The following is a 16483-nucleotide window of genomic DNA, read 5'->3' on the forward strand; positions in this document are numbered from 1 at the left end:
TTCTGCTTTGCTTTGGCTACCATGTTGGCAGACTCGAAAGTAAACAGAAAGATCAACTGGTAGTAATCCGTAGTGAGCATATTATACATTATTTTCAGTATAGTTGAGCTTATTATTGACTAGAGTCATCCTCTATCCTTGGTTGACCCTGGGCCTGCTGGTTCCTCTGGCCTATTGGTGTTGCTCTCGCTGGGTTTTTGCCCTGGCCGTGGTGAACTTTGGCCTGGCGTTGCAAGGGTTAGCCGAGCGTTTGGGCAGCTCTTTCCAAGGTTTAACCCTTTTGCATCTGCTTGGTGTTGCAGTTGTGTGGGGGTTGGGTCTGTGGCACCAACGCCATAAGCCTTGGCTAAGCCGGGTTTTAACTGAAGGAAGGGATCCAGAGCTTCCCGGCGAGCTGGAGCAAGGCTTGGATTTGGCCCCGACAGCCCAGAACTTGGCTCTGCTGGGGTTGGGTGTCCTGCTCTATGTCTGGAGCTTCGTCGGGACGTGGGTCGATCTTTCCGAGGATCCCCTCTGGAACGTTGGGGATCCCTGGGCGAGCTTGTCGGCAGTGGGGTTGCTGCTGCTGACGGGCTGGGGCTGGTGGCAGGGTTGGCAGGAGAAGAGATCCCAGCCCGTTTCGTCTTGGCTGAAGGATGCTGCTGTTCTGATTTCTCTGGTTGCCTTGGCGCTTTTGCTGGGGATCGGCAGCGCTGTGCCTTTGAACGTGACGGCAGGAGCAGCCTTGGTCCTCTTTGCCCCCTGGATAGTGACCTTGCTGTTGCTGGGGCTGTCAGCAGTGCTCTGCTGGGAAGGGCTACAGCAAGGGCGGCGGGTGCGCTTCTGGCAGGGACTGTTGGGGCTAACCCTGGTGGTGCTGACCCGCTTTTTCGAGTACCCAACCGGCCTGTTGGCCAAGTCGGCGGTGTTGGTGGCCTGTGGGATCGGGGTGATCTGGATTGGGCTGAAGTTTGAGCGGCGCATCTTCTCCAGATCCTAAGTTTTCTTTCCCTTCTGGGAAGCCAAGTCCGCTTGGTTTAATTTGGTTTAACTAAGCGCACCTTAAGGCAAAGACCTAAATTAAGCTTAATTAAATTTCACAAGGTTTGAGGAACCTGCTCGTATTCCGGAAAGTCTTTGCTACCAGATTATTTTTCCTCTCCGTCGGCTTTAGCTGTAACTGAGGAAGAACGGGCATCTCTATACTTTTAAGGTTTGGAGAACACAGATGAAAGCAGGGCTTCACTTGGGCATTTTGGCTCTACTACTCACACCGTTTTGGGAGAGTGGTTTTCTTCCAGGTACTGCCTTGGCTCGAGATCATTTTTTGGTGGCTCAGGCCCCGGAGCCAGCTAGGCAGCCTATGCCTTCTGTGCCTAGATCGATACCCTCCCTAGTTCCCATAGCTCCGGCAGAATCCTCAGAAACTGTAGATGAGCTATTCCGCCAGGTTCCTTTCCCCCTTTCGCCAAGACCTCTGCCTGGCCTTCCGTGCTCGAGACCCATGGTGTTGCGCTCAGTAACCCTCAGCGCTCCTCCGCCAAACCCTGCTTCCCCCCTGGAATCGGAGGTTCCACCCAAAGTTTGGGAAACTCTCCAGGGCCCTTTCGGGACAGTCAACTGGGGAGAGCCCCAACCAAATAAACTCTTTGCTCATACCTTCCAATGGAGCCCCCCTTGTAAAGCAGGCTGCCGGATGGGAGGCACCCTTACGTTTACCTATCGCAATAACTTGCAGGCAACAAGTAACACAACTCCTGATGCCGGGAACGACAAGTACTACCTATACAACGGCGGGACTTTAACTCAAGCGGGGTTTTTGTATACTTCCCCAAGTCCGCCTGGCCAAACCTTCACCAAAACTCTAACCCTCTCGCCGGCAGAGATTGCCAACAACAGAGTGACCCTAGTAGTTCAGGATGATACGGCGGTTTTGGAAGCTAAGCTAGAGCTTAGATACTGCTGCTGTGAATGCGAGTTTCCCATTTGAAGTTGAGTGAAATTTGCCTTGGGGGGGACTTCCGTGCCCCCCTTTTCTTCAACTCCCCCTGGCTGCAGACCTCAAAGCTTACTCAGAAAGGGTGGAAAAGCCTAACGGCGGGCCTGGGCAAAAATGGCTTGCAAAATCTCGTCGGCCCCCTGCTGTTTTAGCTTTTCTGCAAGAGCCATCCCCACTGCCTCGGGATCGGCGGTGGATCCCGTCTGAGTATCGCGGATGAGCCGCCGGCCATCCAGCTCGGCCACCATACCGGTTAGGTGCAGCGCCTCCCCTTGGACTTGGCTGTGAACGCCAATGGGCACTTGACACCCTCCTTCCAAAGCCCGCAGGAAAGCTCGCTCTGCCAAGCAGCGGGCTGTGGCCTCCGCATCGGCCAAGGGTCGGATAAGCTCCAGAATCCGCTCATCTCCCTGCCGACACTCGATTCCCAGGGATCCCTGCCCAACCGCGTACAGAGACACGCCGGGATCCAGCACCTCGTGGATCCGGTCGGCTTTGCCCAGACGCTTCAAGCCGGCCACCGCCAAAATCAGGCCATCGTACTCTCCCCGCTCCAGCTTGGCCAAGCGGGTGTTGAGGTTGCCCCGCACATCCTTAAAGTGCAAGTGGGGAAAGGCATGGCGCAGTTGGGCCAGTCGCCGCAGCGATGAAGTGCCGATCACCGTCCCCTCTGGCAGGGTGGCCAGTCGGTAATCCCGGAACTTTTCCCCCACCACCAAAGCATCCAGGGGATCCTCCCGCCGCGTGATCGCCCCCAACACCAAGCCCTCCGGCAGGCGGGTGGGTAAGTCTTTAAGGCTGTGTACCGCCAAGTCGCTGCTGCCGTTGAGCAGGCTAACTTCCAATTCCTTGGTAAAGAGACCTTTGTCTCCAATTTTGGCCAGGGCTACATCCAGGATGATGTCTCCCTGGGTGGAGAGGGTGTTGAGCTCCAGAGGTAATCCCGGATGGTGTTCTTGCAACTGACCCATCACCCACTGGGTCTGCACCAAAGCCAACTCGCTTTTTCGAGAGGCAATCCGCACCGGCTCGGTGATCCCAGCAGAGGGCTTGGAAGGGGTCGAGGCCCGTTCGCTCATGGCTGCCGCAAAAAAGAACACTGTCTCTCACGCTAGCCGAATCTGTGCCAGGGCAAGGCGGCGACCTTTAAGATCCTTAACCAAAATTGCAGTTTCCCGAAATCAAGACTTTACCGCAGGGATCCCAGCCGGTAGGATAAGTAGATGGATTCTCCGGCTCGGCGGGGGAGGATCCGGTCTGTCAAGCTCCTCTTCCCCAACCCCAGAGCTTTTGAGGGGAGCTTTCTACAATGGGCACAAGCCCCTGGTTTGGTTGGTCGTCTGCCTGGATAGGTCTTATGGAAGAAAACAACGTCAGCAACGGCACTCAGTTACTGCTCAAGCGCAACATTCCCATCAAGGTGGTGGTCACACCCCTTTGGAAAAAGGAAATGCAGGAGCAACTGGAGCGGCAGATCGAAGCCACCGATGCTCAGATGCAACAGCTGGAGTTTCAGGGCAAGCGGGCTATTGCCGAACTGGAGAAACAGAGCCCCAACCCCAACAGCCCCCAAGTGCTCCAACAGGTGGAAGCGGTGAAAAGCCGCGTGAACGAGCAGAAAATCCGCCTCTTGGATCAGAAAAACCAATTGTTGCAGCAGATCAACCAACTGAGCACCCTGGAGCTTAACCAAGAAGTGCTGCAGGGCAATGTGGAGAGCTTCTTCCGAGTCCAAAAAGGAGACAACCTGATCCAGAAAATGCAGGTCGAGATCCTTCTGGAAGATGGGGTGATCAAAGAGATTCGCGGTAACCCATAGGCTACTCACCCCCTTGCCGGAGAAGCGGCAGTCGGGATCCCCAATTTTTCTCGCCTGTAGGTTCTCGAGAACTCCGTTTCGCCAACACAATGGGTGACAATAGGTAACAACCTCTTAACAGCCTTTGGGTTAACGCTCGCACAGGCTGGCGAGGTTGGGTAACATTGCCGCCCGTGGGAGGATCCCCATGTCTGAGTTCGTCTGGTCAGAGCCGGAGCCTCTCGAGGATCTTCATCTTCCCGATTGGCTGCTCACCTCGGCCCAACGCCGCCGTCTCAAGGCTCTGCTGGTTCTGGCCATGGTGTGGGGGTTGGTCAGCCTGATGCATGTGGTGCCGACGGCCCGTTGGATCACCGTTGGTTTGGCCACGTTCATGGTGATCCACATTAGCCGCTTATTTCGCCTGCAACCGGCGACCTCCCTGCCCCCTCTGAGACTTCCTTCTGCCGCTGCGACCCGCCGGGATCCCAGGTCAACAGATAACAGCGATGACCCTAACAACAATGACTCTGTCCTGCCAATGCAACGGGATGGGCAGAGCGGGCTTTCTGAGTTGGGCGGGCTGGCCTTGCCCCGTGTGGCCGTGTTGATCCCAGCCAAGAATGAGAGCGCAGTGCTCCCACGGCTGTTGCACAGCTTGACCCAGCTCCGTTACCCCACCAGCCATCTGGAGCTGTGGGCCATCGACGACAACAGCAGCGATGCCACCCCTGACGTTCTGCGGGAAGCCCAAAAGTGGATCCCCCATCTGCGGGTTTACCGGCGGCAGCCGGGGCGGGGCGGGGGTAAGTCCGGCGCCCTCAACGAGGTACTGCCCCTCACCCAAGGGGAGATCATCCTGGTCTGCGATGCCGATGCTGTGGTGCCTTCGGATTTTCTTGCCCGCACTCTGCCCTTGTTTGTTCAAGTGGGAAGCCTGCGCAGCCGTTTCAGCAGACGGACGGTAGGCGCTGTCCAGGTGCGCAAGGCCCTGAGCAACCCCAAGGTCAACTTCTGGACTCTGGGGCAGGTGGCGGAAATGGCCTCTGATGCTTACTTCCAGCAGCAGCGCGTGGCTGTGAGGGGTATTGGCGAGCTACGTGGCAACGGCCAACTGGTGCGGCGAGATGTTTTGGAAAAGTGCGGCGGCTGGAACGAGGCCACCCTCACCGACGACTTGGATCTCACCTTTAAGCTGCACCTGGCGGGCGTAGATATCGCCTTTCTGCCAGAGCCGGCCATCGTCGAAGAAGGGGTCACCTCTTGGAAAAGCCTCTGGCACCAGCGCTGCCGCTGGGCAGAAGGGGGCTACCAGCGCTATCTCGACTACTGGCCAGGGATCCTCAGTCGCCGCATGGGGATGGCCAAAACAGTAGATCTCTGGGCCTTCTTTATTTCTCAGTACTTGCTGCCGATGGCCTTGGTTCCCGATACCCTCTGGGTGCTGTTGACGGGCCACTCCTCGGTGCTGCTCCCCTTGAACGCTCTGGTGATGGGCTGCTTGACGGTGGCTTTTTACCGGGGGCTACGCCAGGTGGAGGGCTTGCGCGGACGGCGACTTTGGTGGCACACCGCCCTGGGCTTGGTCTACATGCTCCACTGGCTGCCGGTTATGATCGCCACAACCGCTCGCATGTGTGTACAGCCCAAGCGCCTAAGGTGGGTGAAAACTGTTCATCACGGCGCTTGAGGTCATCAAGTTGGATCCAATCCTGCTATCCTAGTCAAGCACCTGCTCACGCCCTGCTCGACCATGGCCCGCCTCTACTACGACACCGACGCCAACCTGGAGCCTTTGGCCGATAAAACCGTTGCCATCATCGGCTACGGCAGCCAAGGCCACGCCCACGCCCTCAATTTGCGCGATAGCGGTGTCCAGGTCATCGTTGGCCTTTACCCTGGCAGCCCTTCCTGGCCCAAAGCCGAGCAAGACGGCTTAATGGTCAAAACGGTGGCGGATGCTGCCGCTGCCGCCGATTGGGTAATGGTTTTGCTGCCCGATGAAGTGCAAAAGGCCGTTTTCCAGGGCGAAATCCGTCCCCACCTGCAGCCGGGGAACGTGCTCCTCTTTGCCCACGGCTTCAACATTCACTTCGGGCAGATCCAGCCTCCGGCAGACGTGGATGTCATCATGGTTGCCCCCAAAGGCCCTGGGCACTTGGTGCGGCGCACCTACCAAGCGGGGGAAGGGGTGCCCTGCCTGTTTGCCGTCTATCAAGATGCCTCGGGAATGGCACGGGAGCGGGCCATGGCCTATGCCAAAGCCATCGGTGGCACGCGGGCCGGCATTTTGGAAACCACCTTCCGGGAAGAGACCGAAACCGACCTCTTTGGCGAGCAGGTGGTGCTCTGCGGTGGGCTGACGGCTCTGATCAAAGCGGGGTTTGAAACCTTGGTGGAAGCGGGCTACCAGCCGGAACTGGCCTACTTCGAGTGCCTGCACGAGGTGAAGCTGATCGTGGATCTCATTGTCGAGGGGGGCTTGGAGAAAATGCGCCACAGCATCTCCAACACGGCAGAATACGGCGACTACACCCGTGGCCCCCGCATCATCACGGAGCAAACCCGCGCCGAGATGAAACGCATCCTCGCCGAGATTCAAAGCGGCCAATTTGCCCGTGAATTTGTCTTGGAAAATCAGGCCGGCAAGCCAGGGCTTACTGCGATGCGGCGCCGCGAGGCCGAACACCCCATTGAACAGGTGGGCAGGGAGCTGCGGGCCATGTTTAGCTGGCTAAAGAAATAGGTCGGATATCTGGAGCTGAGGGTAGACCATCTCTGTGCTGGATCTGAAGCTGCTGCGGGATCGCCCTGAACAGGTACGCCAAGCCCTGCAAAACCGCCGGGCCACAGTCGATCTGGATGGGATCCTGCAGTTGGATCGGGAGCGGCGGCAGTTGGAGGCCCGCAAGGGATCCCTGCAGGCCGAAAGCAACAGCCTCGGCAAAAAAGTCGGCGAGATCATCCGCCAGGGGGCGGATCCCCAAGGCCCCGAAGTGGCGGCCCTGCGGCAGCGGGGGGTGGATCTCAAGGCCGAGATTGCCCAACTGGAGCAGCAGGAACGGGAGCTGGAAGAGGAGATTCGTGCTCGGCTGCTTACCCTGCCCAATTTGCCCCTGCCCAGCGTGCCGGTTGGCCGAGATGAGGCCGACAATGTAGAGGTGCGCCGCTGGGGTGAGGAGCTAAAGCCGGCCCATCCTGTCCTTCCCCATGACGAGATTGCCGAAAAACTGGGGTTGCTGGAGATTGGCCGTGCGGTCAAAGTGGCCCAAAGCCGCTTTGTGGCTATGGTAGGGGCGGGCGCGGCCCTGGAACGGGCTTTGATTGCCATGATGCTGGAGCGCCACGTTGCAGCCGGCTACACCGAGGTGATCCCACCCTTTTTGGTCAACAGCGCCGCTTTGCAGGGGACGGGGCAGTTGCCCAAGTTTGCCGAAGATAGTTTTCGCTGTGCTGATGACGACCTGTGGCTGATCCCGACGGCGGAAGTTCCCCTCACCAACCTGTACCGGGATGAGGTGATCCCTGCAGAGTCTCTTCCTCTTTACTTCTGTGCTTACACCCCTTGTTTTCGCCGTGAGGCGGGCAGCTATGGCCGCGACACCAAGGGGCTGATCCGGTTGCACCAGTTTCAAAAAGTGGAGCTGGTTAAGGTCACTCGCCCAGATCAATCGGAAGCCGAACACGAGAAGCTGGTGCAGGATGCCGAGGCCATCTTACAGATGCTGGAGCTGCCCTACCGGGTGGTGGAGCTGTGTAGCGGCGATTTGGGCTTTGCGGCAGCCCGCTGCTTTGACTTGGAGGTGTGGTTCCCCTCCCAAAATCAATACCGCGAGATCTCCAGTTGCTCCAACTGCTGGGACTTTCAGGCCCGCCGTGCTAACCTGCGCTACAAAGAAGCCGGCCAGAAAGGCACCCAGTTTGTCCACACCCTGAACGGATCTGGCTTGGCGGTGGGGCGCTCTCTGGCTGCCCTGCTGGAAAATCACCAACAGCCGGATGGCTCAATTCGCATTCCCAAGGCGCTGCGTCCCTTTCTCAGCTCCCGCTTTCTCTCGGAAGACGGGATCCTCATTCCTGCTGTCTGATCTCAAACTCAACCCAGTTTGATTGAGACTCGATTGAGACGCTCCTGCCCACCCGGCAGACGCCCTTATCTTTTCTGCAGTTTGGAAATGAATCAGCTTGACCTGCTCCTCGCTCTACAAGGATGAGGATCCCTAACACTTCACAGAGACGATCCACCTGACGGTAGCCTCAATCTTTAGGGTCATTTCAAGTTAGGTTGAGACACTTCCCAAGTGCTCTGCGGTACCGCTTCCGCTATGCAAAAGGGGAGAGGAGCTAGGAAGCAATGCATTCCTACCTTCCTGCCGGGCTGTCCTTCCGCTCAAGATTTGCCCTTGAGGCGATCCAACTCAGCTTGCAATTCAGCGATCTTCTGGCGCAAACGGGCCGCTTCTGAAAGTTCGATGGCCGTGCCTGCCTCGCCCTCGGCATTGCTAATGTCGTCGATGGTGATCTTGCGGGGACCGGCAGTTTGTCTGTCTTCTCCCTTGCGGTTGGCGTTGGCGGCGATGGCATCCATGTAAGCCCGCGCCTCTTCAGCGGTCATCGCCCCCCGCTCCACCAGCTCGTCCACCAAAGCTTGCGCCTGCTTGCGCAACTCCATCAGACGGATACCCGCTTTGCTGGCCACCTTGGCAGCATTATCCGCCGCCACAGCCGCCAAACCCATGCCGAAGTAAAAGGCTTTTTGAGCCCAGTTGGCGAGGGGATTGTCTGTTTCGGACATAGTGTAATGCGCTGCTAGGGCAAGGAGGAGAGAACCCAGCAGAGAGAAGTAGGGCTGCAAAGGGCGACCCGGGTTGACGCGCCTGCTCAGAGCATCCCGTGGTGCTGCTATCTTCCGATCCTGACACGGTTTGGGCGTCGGAGCTGCACGGACCCAGGTCTTCCAGTAGCCTAGCATTTTTCTCCTCTGCCCTGCTCGGCTTTCTTGGGCAACAGATGGGTTTCTCAGGGGGCTAGGGAGTTTCAGGCGGCTCCAGATAAACAGGGATCCGCTCTACGGCTGTATCGCTGCGCTGCACCTCCTGTTCCTGAACTTGAGGAAGGGTTACCGGCAGGGTAACCGGTTGAGCAACAAAACAACTGGCCACGGGCAGCGCTTGCTCCAGTTCGTCCAGAGGGCGGGGGATCACTGCCACCGCGTGCAATTCCCCAATGCGCTCTGCTTCGTACATGCCGGCATCGATGGCAATGGCCACGTTGGCCACTGTACCGCGGATAATGGCCGTACATAGGCCATCCCCAATGGTCTCGTAGGCCGCCAGTTGGACATCCGCGGTTTTGAGCATGACATCGGCAGCTCCCACCATTGCCGGGAAGCCGCGAGTTTCCAGCAGGCCCACGGCCAAGTTACTGAGGCGGCTGTAGCCGCGGTTTTGTGCCAGTTGAGACAGCTTGCTGCTGATCGGCAGTACCACTTCCAAGTTGGGCAGGGGGCGCGGGATCACCAAACTGGAGATCTCCTCTTGGTCAAACTGGCGGGCCAGCTCAATGCCCTCCTCAATGGCAATGCGCACATCGGCAATTCCCCCCCGCACAATGGCTGTGCAGTAGCCCCCCGAGGTTTTCTCAAAGCCGATCAGCGTCACGCCTGCCGACTTGGTCATAGCGTCGGCAATGCGCACGATGACCGGAAAGCTGCGCGTCTGAATCAGGCCCAGGGAGGTTGACATCGGCATCCTAACCACTCACGCCAGTTTAGCCATTAGAGCCGACTATCCCCAGAGGAGAGCACCTGTCGATGGGGATAAATCTTGCTCAAGAGGCGATCCAATTCCCAATGGCCAGGGATCCCATTGAGGTTGCGCGTTTTGGTCCTTGGGGAACCGGACTTTTCTTGGGTTTGCTCGGCAGCTTCCTGCCAGCGGCGGGTTTGCTTTTCAACATTGGCCACCGGAGAACTGGGTGGGGGAGACGGCTCAGGCGACATCTCTGGAGCCATTTCCACTGCCGCCGGCGAGGGCTCTGCCGGGATGGGCTTGCTGCCGCCCGCCTCCTGGGGATCGAAACCATAGGTGGGATCCCCGAGCAGCGAGCCGGGGGGAATGACTGCTTGGCTGAGCACCGAACAATTCAGCACTGTGGCTTCTGAGCCGATGCAGGCGTTTTTGCCGATGGTGCCCTGCCCGATCACCAGCACCCCCATTCCCAAGGTTGCGCCCGCCTCCACGATGAGGGATCCCCCACAGGCGTGCAGGACGGATCCCATGCCGATACACGCGCCGCGCCCGATGTGAATTCGACAGCCGGGGTTGGCCCGCAGCAGCACCCCTGCCCCAATCCCCGCCCCGGCTTCCACCTGTACCTCACCACTGACAAAATAGCGAGTTTCGCCGTTTTGGCCGAGCAAGCTGCGGAGCGTCATGGAGTTGGGCAAAGTAGAGGCCAACAGGGTGCTCCTCATCGCTGGGGGGTTGGACTTGAACCAACAGAGGTCAAAAAAAGCTGGGATCCCTCAAGGGGTTTGGATGATCTGCTCCAGCACTCGCCGTTTGGCTTTTGGGTCAATACCCAGCAGGCGGACGTATTCGCCGCGATGTTCCTCCAGACAGGCTTCCAGAGCTGCCACCACTTGCGGCACTTGGGTGGCCTCGATGGGGCTACAGCTTTGCCAGGAAGACGTGCGAAAACGGCGCTTGTCCGCATGTTCGGTGCCGATGCGGTAGCCTTGGCTGAGCAACTGCTGCACCTGAGCCACCACCTCGGCGCTGAGGCGGGTGCCAGAAAGGGATCCCTTGGTCGCGGAAGCGGGAGCCACGGCAGCAGCAGCAGATTTTCCGCCAGGGGTTTGGATGATGCGCTCATAGACCCGCCGTTTGCCTTTGGGATCGATCCCCAGCAGGCGTACATACTCTCCCTGGTGCTCCGCCAGGGCAGCCGTCAGCTTAGCCAACACCTCTGGCCCGCGGGTGGCGCGAATGGCCGGCCCACTCTGCCAGGAAGAGGTTTTGAAGCGGCGCTCGTCGGCATATTCGTAGCCGATGCGATAGCCCTGAGCCAGCAGCCGATGCACCTCCTCCTGCACCTCCAGATCCAGGCCGGCACTGCCCCCTGCCGCAGGAGCCGTATCTGCCACCACGCCGGTTCCTGCAGGACTGCTGCTCACCTGGCCTTGCGGGGTTTGAATGACCTTCTCCAGCACCCGCCGCTTGCCTTTGGGATCGATCCCCAGCAGGCGCACATATTCCCCTCTGTGCTCCGCCAGGGCAGCCTGAACAGCGGCCAGGATCTCCTGCGGCTGACCGCTCAAATTGCCCAAGGTCTGCCAAGAAGAGGTGCGGTAGCGGCGGGCATCGGCCACCTCCAGGCCAATGCGATACCCCTGCGCCAACAGCGTTCGGATTTCTTCCTCTAGCCCTGAGCCAGACTGAGGGCCGGATGTGCCAGAACTCGGGGCAGCGGCTGCCGAGACGCGGCTGGGCATCCCAGAGACCAGCGCCGGCCCATCGGGGGTTTGGATGATCTGCTCCAGCACCCGCCGTTTGGCCTTGGGATCGATCCCCAGTAGGCGCACATATTCTCCCTGGTGCTCCGCCAGGATGGCCCCCAGCGATCGCACCACCTCCGCCTCGTGGGTGCTGGCGATTGGGCTTTCGCTTTGCCAGGAAGAGGTTTTGAAGCGGCGAGCATCGGCATACTCTAGCCCCACGCGATAGCCTTGGGCCAACAGGGCACGAATTTGCTCCACCACCTCCGGCTTGAGAGGGGATCCGCCGCCGTTCCGGCCATTGCCGCGATGGGAAGAATGAGTCATGGGTGCCGTCTCCGTAGCCGTTGAGTTAGAGGTGCGCTGCAGTTCGTTGCGGATGGGAGCGATACAGACGAGGTTTTCGCTGCACTGGTAGCCCTCTCGCAGGGCTTGGTTGATGCCGATCACGTGTTGGGCAAACTTGGCATCGCTATCCTGGACGTCGGGCAGCCGGTCGGCCTCGGCCTGGGTGGTGATGATGGATCCAGAAGGCACGTACTTGCCTGGGGGGATCTCCACATCCTGGATCAGGCAATGCAACATGATGATGCAGCCATCCCCAACCCGAGCGTTGAACACCGTCGAGCGGAAGCCAATAAAGCAGTCGTTGCCCACGTAGGCCGGCCCGTGGATCAGAGCCATGTGGGCAATGGAAGTGTTTCTGCCAATCCAAACGGAGTAGGGTTGGCCGTCTTCTCCTATCACCCGCCCCTGTTCCAGGCCGTGGATGACCACCCCATCCTGAATGTTGGATCTGGCGCCAATGTGGAAGGGGGATCCCTCGTCAGCGCGAATGGAAGTTCCCGGGGCGATCAGCACCTCCGCTTCCACCCGCACATCCCCAATGAGGTTGGAGAAAGAATGCACGTAGGCTGTGGGATCGATCTTGGGCTCCGCCAGTCGGCGAGACCAGGGCGTTGGCGGTGCAGCATAGGTGTGAGCAGGCATAACCGTGAGCCTCTAGAACGCAGTAGGGCGGACAAGGGCAGCAAGAGAGATGAGAAGGGAAGGGATCCCAGCTAGCGTTGATCGCGCTTGTTGTAGAGAGAGCGACCGCCAACGCTGACCGTATCGATAATCGCCATCACCACTGCATCCAGCGGGCGAGTCTGGTTTCCTTGCGGCTGGCGAGCGGCACTGCCTTGGCTAACCAGCACCCACTCGTCAATGCCGGCCCCCACCGGATCGGCAGCCACAGCGTAATCGGGTTGCGGCTGGCCCTCGAGATCGACGTACTGCACCAACAAAAACTTCACGCCCGTCAAGCTGGGATCCTTTTGAGTGCTGGTGACGGTGCCCCGCACAATGGCAATACGCATCAGGGACGGGTGAAGGGACGGATGGCATTTACCCCTTCGCGGAACTGAGCCACATCCTCGGTGTAGCGAATGGGCAACACGTACTCCAGGTTCTCGTGGGGACGGGCGATAATGTGCCAAGACAACAACTGGCCGCCGTTCACCCGCTTCACCGAGTCAATGCCGGCAGCCACCGAGGCTTGCACCTCCGAGACATCCCCCCGCACGATCACGGTGACCCGACCGCTGCTGATTTTCTCGTAACCCACCAGGGTAACGCGGGCTGCCTTGACCATGGCGTCGGCAGCTTCTACCACTGCCGGGAAGCCCAGGGTTTCGATCATTCCAACTGCAATAGCCATAGGTACTCCTTACGCTGAAAGTGAAAGTGGGGTGCGAACTTTCTGGGGTGCGAACTTTACTGAAGTGGGGACTAGGTGCGGAACTGCTCTACCGCCTCGGTATAGCGGATGGGCAACACAAACTCCAGGTTCTCGTGGGGACGGGCAATGATGTGGTGGGAGAGAATCTCACCCCCGCTCACCCGCTTGGCAGACTCCAAACCGGCGGCTACCGAAGCTTGCACCTCCGAGACATCCCCCCGCACGATCACGGTGACCCGACCGCTGCCGATTTTCTCGTAACCCACCAGGGTAACGCGGGCTGCCTTGACCATGGCGTCGGCAGCTTCTACCACTGCCGGGAACCCGCGGGTTTCGATCATTCCAACTGCAATAGGCATATCAACTCTCCACTTTTGAACACACTCAGTTCCTGAACGCTGTCGAACCCAGTAGCAAGGCAAAGTGATCTCGCTTATTGGGTTCGCTCATGCAATCTCCTTTCGATTTCATCAGAGAGATCCTCTGCCCAAATCTCGATTGACAGCTTTTCCCGGCGACACCTACCCCAGCCACCAGAGACCCCCCTCTGAGGGGAGAAGGCTCTGAGCCACAGACCTCCGACTGAAGTCAGAACAGGTTGTAGGAGCCATCAGGGTTAACCGCAACTGTCACTCAGGCGGGCAAAGCTGCCAACTCTGAGCTAAGTCCACATCTTTCTTGTACAAAATCGATCATACAAAATTGACTAGGACAGCTCAGAGAAGGGATCCCCGACTTAACAAAATGATATCCCCACTCAATCCTGGACGAAAATCAATATTTTTAATTAGCACGATAGCTTTTTATTAAGAGAGGCAAAAATGTTGTCAGCTTAAAAATAATTCTTGATATCTTTTCAACTTTTGTCGTTATCGGCGCAGCGAGGGGGGCACTTCCAGGCCGTGGGCTTCCATGAGGTCGGCTCGGCCCATCAGGTGGGCTGGGGATCCCTGGGCCCAGATCCGCCCTTGATCCAACAGGATGACCTGATCGCACACCTCCAAGATCAGCTCCAGATCGTGGGAAGCCAGCAGAAAAGTGTGGGCAGCCTGCTGCAAAAAAACTATCAACCGGCGCCGGGCTCGCAAATCGAGGTTGGCCGTCGGCTCATCGTAGAGCACCAACTGGGGTTTCATCGCCAGGATCCCGGCAATGGCGACCATGCGCTTTTCCCCACCAGAGAGGTGATGGGGGGGACGATCGGCCAAATGGAGGGTGCCGGTCATCTGCAGGGCGGCCTGAACGGCAGCCGCAATCTCCGCCTCAGGACGGGCCAAATTGCGCAGTCCGAAGGCCACATCTTCGGCCACCGATGGGGCAAACAGTTGGTCGTTGGGATCCTGAAACACCAACCCCACCTCAGGGCGAAACTGGCCGGGCCGCAGCGGCTGGCCAAACAAACTCACCTGGCCAGAGCAGGGGGGCAACAGGCCGCAGAGGGTGAGGAACAGGGTAGTTTTACCCGCGCCATTGGGGCCGATCACCCCCAGATGTTGCCCAACCTCGACCCGTAGATCCAGCCCTTGCAGCACCGGCGGATGACCGGGATAAGCTGTCCACAATTGGTTCACCTCCACCGCCGGCACCGGGTTCATAGCAAAGCTAGGGCATCCGCACGTCTTTCCAGCGCTCCTGGGTGGCCGTGGGGGTAAGTTGCAAGGTGGGCACACTGGGGCTGGTGAGGTCAATCTGGACGATGTCGTCGGGCGTACACTCGCAGTAGCGGCGCAGATCCCGCATTTGGTTGAGGGTCTGAATTTGCAAGGGCAAGCGGTCGGAAATCGGCCCCAGGTAGACGTTGCCCAGCTCAGTATGCAGGGTAATTCCCGCTCCAGATTGCCAATCCACTGCCCTGATCTGAATTTCAGACTGCTGTAAAGCCCTGAGCAACAGCGCCCATTGCTCTGGGGTGTGGTTCTCCCAGCCCAGCAGCTCCAGCTCAGGCCAAGACGCGGGGGAACGGTAGGGATCCGGAGACAGCCAGTTGCCCTGGACATCCACCCAGCCCATCTGGTCGCCCCATCGCGCGCGCGCCACAGGTTGCCGTTCCCGCACCTGGACGATGACACCCACCGGCAGCAGCCGCCGCTGCACCTGGACGCTTTCGATGGGAGAGGGGCGGGTCGGGGATCCCAGCAAAGCCCTTTCCAAAACAGCCGGTTGCACCTGCCAAATGTTGAGGGGATACTGCAGGGGCAATTGTGCCCGTATCCAGGCGGGATCGACCCAGTGGGCACCCTTTACCTGAATCTGTTCTGGCTGACGAATTTGCCAGTGGGGCTGCCGTAGGCCCAGCACCAGCAGCGTCAGGAGGGCTATCGAACTGGTCAAGCGCCAGGATCCCTGCCAAAACCGGCTGCGCCGTTGCCGACGCAAAAGCCGCCTGCGCTGCAAAAGTTGTTCACGGGTGGGAGCAGCCAGAAGCGCCATGGATCCCCCTTCACCCCATCACAGGGTGTGGAGATGGGAAGCATTCCCTGCTTCTATTCAACCCGCAATCTCCTGAACTTGATCTGCGCGCAGCCAAACCGTAGGGGTGGGAACAGCCCCAAACTTAATTTGCAGGTAGTTATCTTTGATATCCACCACTTCTCCGGCGGTCTCGAAAACGTAGTTGGGAATAAAAGGATCGCTTGCCTGCGCTTCTAAACTACCCTCCAGTTTCTCGCGGATGGCCCGCACCAGGGTGCCTCGCTTAATCGCCATTGCTCCTCCTCAGTTCAGTCGCAGATTAGCCGGTTCGATAGCAGTTGTATCACGCCTGTCGCTGCTGCGAAGAGGAAAGCTGGGATCCAGCCTCTGGCTCGGCTCTGACGAGGATCAACCTGAATTTGGCCTATTTGCGTCTCAGGCTGCGGGCCATATTGCGGAAGGTATCCATGTCCGATCCCCCTTGACGGCGTGGGCTTACTCCGCTGCTGCTTGAAGCGGAGGATCCCTGCTCAACAGCAGTTTCAGGAGTTTTGGCTTGCTCTGTGGACAACTTAACTTTGCTGAGGGAAGAGACCTGCTCCACCACCTCCACCTTCTCCTTGCTGCCAAAATCCTGGAAGGTGTGCTTCACGATCCTGGGGGTGCGCATATACTCGATGTTGCCAAGGGTTTTGGCTTCATCTGGGTCGAGAAAAAAAGTATTGTCGTTTTTCGCTTTCTTTGGGGTTGGCTTAGCAACAGTTTCCGGTGAGGACGTGGCCGCAGCTTTGCCGCGCGAGCCGAACAAGCGCTTGAAGATGCCTACCATGGTCGTTTTGCCTGCAATGGGAAGGAAGTTGAGCCGGATCCCTAGGCACTGATATTGGCCACCCGCCCTTGGCAAGGTGAGGGCCAGGCCCGGTCATGAAATAATGTTAAGCCAACTTAGAGCACCCTGCCCTCCGGGGCAGAAGGGTTTCTGGATCCCGCACCTCAGAGGGAGAGAGCATGCCTCTAACCCCCAAAACCCTGAACTTTGCTGAATTTACTGAGCTTTAGGCGGTTTGGCAAAAG

The 16483-nt window shown here is 58.7% G+C and carries 17 protein-coding genes and 1 other RNA gene; 5 read left to right on the top strand and 13 right to left on the bottom strand.

Going from position 1 to position 16483, the window contains the following annotated elements; genetic code table 11:
- The first annotated feature begins 115 nt into the window (after positions 1-115).
- On the top strand, positions 116-979 hold the full coding sequence (locus tag NW837_RS03005; protein ID WP_414329201.1) for a hypothetical protein: 864 nt from the start codon (positions 116-118) through the stop codon (positions 977-979).
- A 1091-nt stretch (positions 980-2070) separates the two neighbouring features.
- Here NW837_RS03005 and hemC read toward each other — a convergent pair.
- A complete protein-coding gene (gene hemC / locus NW837_RS03010; RefSeq protein ID WP_414329202.1) occupies positions 2071-3057 on the bottom strand; it encodes a hydroxymethylbilane synthase in 987 nt (328 codons plus the stop codon).
- A gap of 278 nt (positions 3058-3335) precedes the next feature.
- On the opposite strand from hemC, the gene NW837_RS03015 reads away from it, so the two are divergent.
- From NW837_RS03015 to serS, 4 genes are all read left to right on the top strand, one after another.
- On the top strand, positions 3336-3797 hold the full coding sequence (locus tag NW837_RS03015) for a YlqD family protein (protein WP_414329203.1): 462 nt from the start codon (positions 3336-3338) through the stop codon (positions 3795-3797).
- 187 nt (positions 3798-3984) lie between these two features.
- A complete protein-coding gene (locus NW837_RS03020; RefSeq protein WP_414329204.1) occupies positions 3985-5466 on the top strand; it encodes a glycosyltransferase in 1482 nt (493 codons plus the stop codon).
- A 63-nt stretch (positions 5467-5529) separates the two neighbouring features.
- On the top strand, positions 5530-6522 hold the full coding sequence (ilvC, locus tag NW837_RS03025; RefSeq protein WP_414329205.1) for a ketol-acid reductoisomerase: 993 nt from the start codon (positions 5530-5532) through the stop codon (positions 6520-6522).
- A gap of 34 nt (positions 6523-6556) precedes the next feature.
- On the top strand, positions 6557-7864 hold the full coding sequence (gene serS, locus NW837_RS03030; RefSeq protein WP_414329206.1) for a serine--tRNA ligase: 1308 nt from the start codon (positions 6557-6559) through the stop codon (positions 7862-7864).
- A gap of 302 nt (positions 7865-8166) precedes the next feature.
- Here serS and NW837_RS03035 read toward each other — a convergent pair whose 3' ends face one another.
- The 12 genes from NW837_RS03035 to NW837_RS03090 form a co-directional block, all read right to left on the bottom strand.
- Positions 8167-8571, bottom strand: a complete 405-nt coding sequence (locus NW837_RS03035) for a hypothetical protein (protein WP_414329207.1) — start codon at positions 8569-8571, stop codon at positions 8167-8169.
- A gap of 62 nt (positions 8572-8633) precedes the next feature.
- Positions 8634-8731: signal recognition particle sRNA small type (ffs, locus tag NW837_RS03040), an RNA gene on the bottom strand.
- A 72-nt stretch (positions 8732-8803) separates the two neighbouring features.
- The gene (locus NW837_RS03045; protein WP_414329208.1) at positions 8804-9526 is read right to left on the bottom strand and encodes a carbon dioxide-concentrating mechanism protein CcmK; all 723 of its coding nucleotides are present in this window, start codon (positions 9524-9526) and stop codon (positions 8804-8806) included.
- Between the two features lie 26 nt (positions 9527-9552).
- Positions 9553-10236: a hypothetical protein gene (locus NW837_RS03050; protein WP_414329209.1), complete on the bottom strand. Its 684-nt coding sequence runs from the start codon at positions 10234-10236 to the stop codon at positions 9553-9555.
- Between the two features lie 66 nt (positions 10237-10302).
- The gene (locus tag NW837_RS03055; protein WP_414329210.1) at positions 10303-12264 is read right to left on the bottom strand and encodes a ribulose bisphosphate carboxylase small subunit; all 1962 of its coding nucleotides are present in this window, start codon (positions 12262-12264) and stop codon (positions 10303-10305) included.
- A gap of 71 nt (positions 12265-12335) precedes the next feature.
- Complete coding sequence (locus NW837_RS03060; protein ID WP_011433394.1) at positions 12336-12635, bottom strand: EutN/CcmL family microcompartment protein; 300 nt, start codon at positions 12633-12635, stop codon at positions 12336-12338.
- On the bottom strand, positions 12635-12976 hold the full coding sequence (locus NW837_RS03065) for a carbon dioxide-concentrating mechanism protein CcmK (protein WP_011433395.1): 342 nt from the start codon (positions 12974-12976) through the stop codon (positions 12635-12637). Before NW837_RS03065 ends, NW837_RS03060 begins: the two co-directional genes overlap by 1 nt.
- 71 nt (positions 12977-13047) lie before the next feature.
- On the bottom strand, positions 13048-13356 hold the full coding sequence (locus NW837_RS03070; protein WP_011430450.1) for a carbon dioxide-concentrating mechanism protein CcmK: 309 nt from the start codon (positions 13354-13356) through the stop codon (positions 13048-13050).
- Between the two features lie 510 nt (positions 13357-13866).
- Positions 13867-14592 (bottom strand): energy-coupling factor ABC transporter ATP-binding protein, encoded by a 726-nt coding sequence (locus NW837_RS03075; protein ID WP_414329211.1) that lies wholly within the window; start codon positions 14590-14592, stop codon positions 13867-13869.
- A 7-nt stretch (positions 14593-14599) separates the two neighbouring features.
- Complete coding sequence (locus NW837_RS03080) at positions 14600-15427, bottom strand: cell division protein FtsQ/DivIB (RefSeq protein ID WP_414329212.1); 828 nt, start codon at positions 15425-15427, stop codon at positions 14600-14602.
- A gap of 57 nt (positions 15428-15484) precedes the next feature.
- Entirely contained in the window at positions 15485-15703 is a 219-nt protein-coding gene (ndhO, locus tag NW837_RS03085) for an NAD(P)H-quinone oxidoreductase subunit O (protein WP_414329213.1), read from the bottom strand.
- A gap of 130 nt (positions 15704-15833) precedes the next feature.
- The gene (locus NW837_RS03090; protein ID WP_414329214.1) at positions 15834-16238 is read right to left on the bottom strand and encodes a hypothetical protein; all 405 of its coding nucleotides are present in this window, start codon (positions 16236-16238) and stop codon (positions 15834-15836) included.
- Between the last annotated feature and the right edge of the window lie 245 nt (positions 16239-16483).

It is taken from the genome of Synechococcus sp. R6-10, assembly GCF_047461815.1.
In the GTDB taxonomy this organism is placed as follows: Bacteria; Cyanobacteriota; Cyanobacteriia; order Thermostichales; family Thermostichaceae; genus Thermostichus.

Coding starts and splice junctions, on each gene's coding strand:
- hemC (WP_414329202.1), bottom strand. CDS start 3,057: ATGAGCGAACGGGCCTCGACCCCTTCCAAGCCCTCTGCTGGGATCACC.
- NW837_RS03015 (WP_414329203.1), top strand. CDS start 3,336: ATGGAAGAAAACAACGTCAGCAACGGCACTCAGTTACTGCTCAAGCGC.
- NW837_RS03020 (WP_414329204.1), top strand. CDS start 3,985: ATGTCTGAGTTCGTCTGGTCAGAGCCGGAGCCTCTCGAGGATCTTCAT.
- ilvC (WP_414329205.1), top strand. CDS start 5,530: ATGGCCCGCCTCTACTACGACACCGACGCCAACCTGGAGCCTTTGGCC.
- NW837_RS03035 (WP_414329207.1), bottom strand. CDS start 8,571: ATGTCCGAAACAGACAATCCCCTCGCCAACTGGGCTCAAAAAGCCTTT.
- NW837_RS03045 (WP_414329208.1), bottom strand. CDS start 9,526: ATGCCGATGTCAACCTCCCTGGGCCTGATTCAGACGCGCAGCTTTCCG.
- NW837_RS03055 (WP_414329210.1), bottom strand. CDS start 12,264: ATGCCTGCTCACACCTATGCTGCACCGCCAACGCCCTGGTCTCGCCGA.
- NW837_RS03060 (WP_011433394.1), bottom strand. CDS start 12,635: ATGCGTATTGCCATTGTGCGGGGCACCGTCACCAGCACTCAAAAGGAT.
- NW837_RS03065 (WP_011433395.1), bottom strand. CDS start 12,976: ATGGCTATTGCAGTTGGAATGATCGAAACCCTGGGCTTCCCGGCAGTG.
- NW837_RS03070 (WP_011430450.1), bottom strand. CDS start 13,356: ATGCCTATTGCAGTTGGAATGATCGAAACCCGCGGGTTCCCGGCAGTG.
- NW837_RS03075 (WP_414329211.1), bottom strand. CDS start 14,592: ATGAACCCGGTGCCGGCGGTGGAGGTGAACCAATTGTGGACAGCTTAT.
- NW837_RS03080 (WP_414329212.1), bottom strand. CDS start 15,427: ATGGCGCTTCTGGCTGCTCCCACCCGTGAACAACTTTTGCAGCGCAGG.
- ndhO (WP_414329213.1), bottom strand. CDS start 15,703: ATGGCGATTAAGCGAGGCACCCTGGTGCGGGCCATCCGCGAGAAACTG.
- NW837_RS03090 (WP_414329214.1), bottom strand. CDS start 16,238: ATGGTAGGCATCTTCAAGCGCTTGTTCGGCTCGCGCGGCAAAGCTGCG.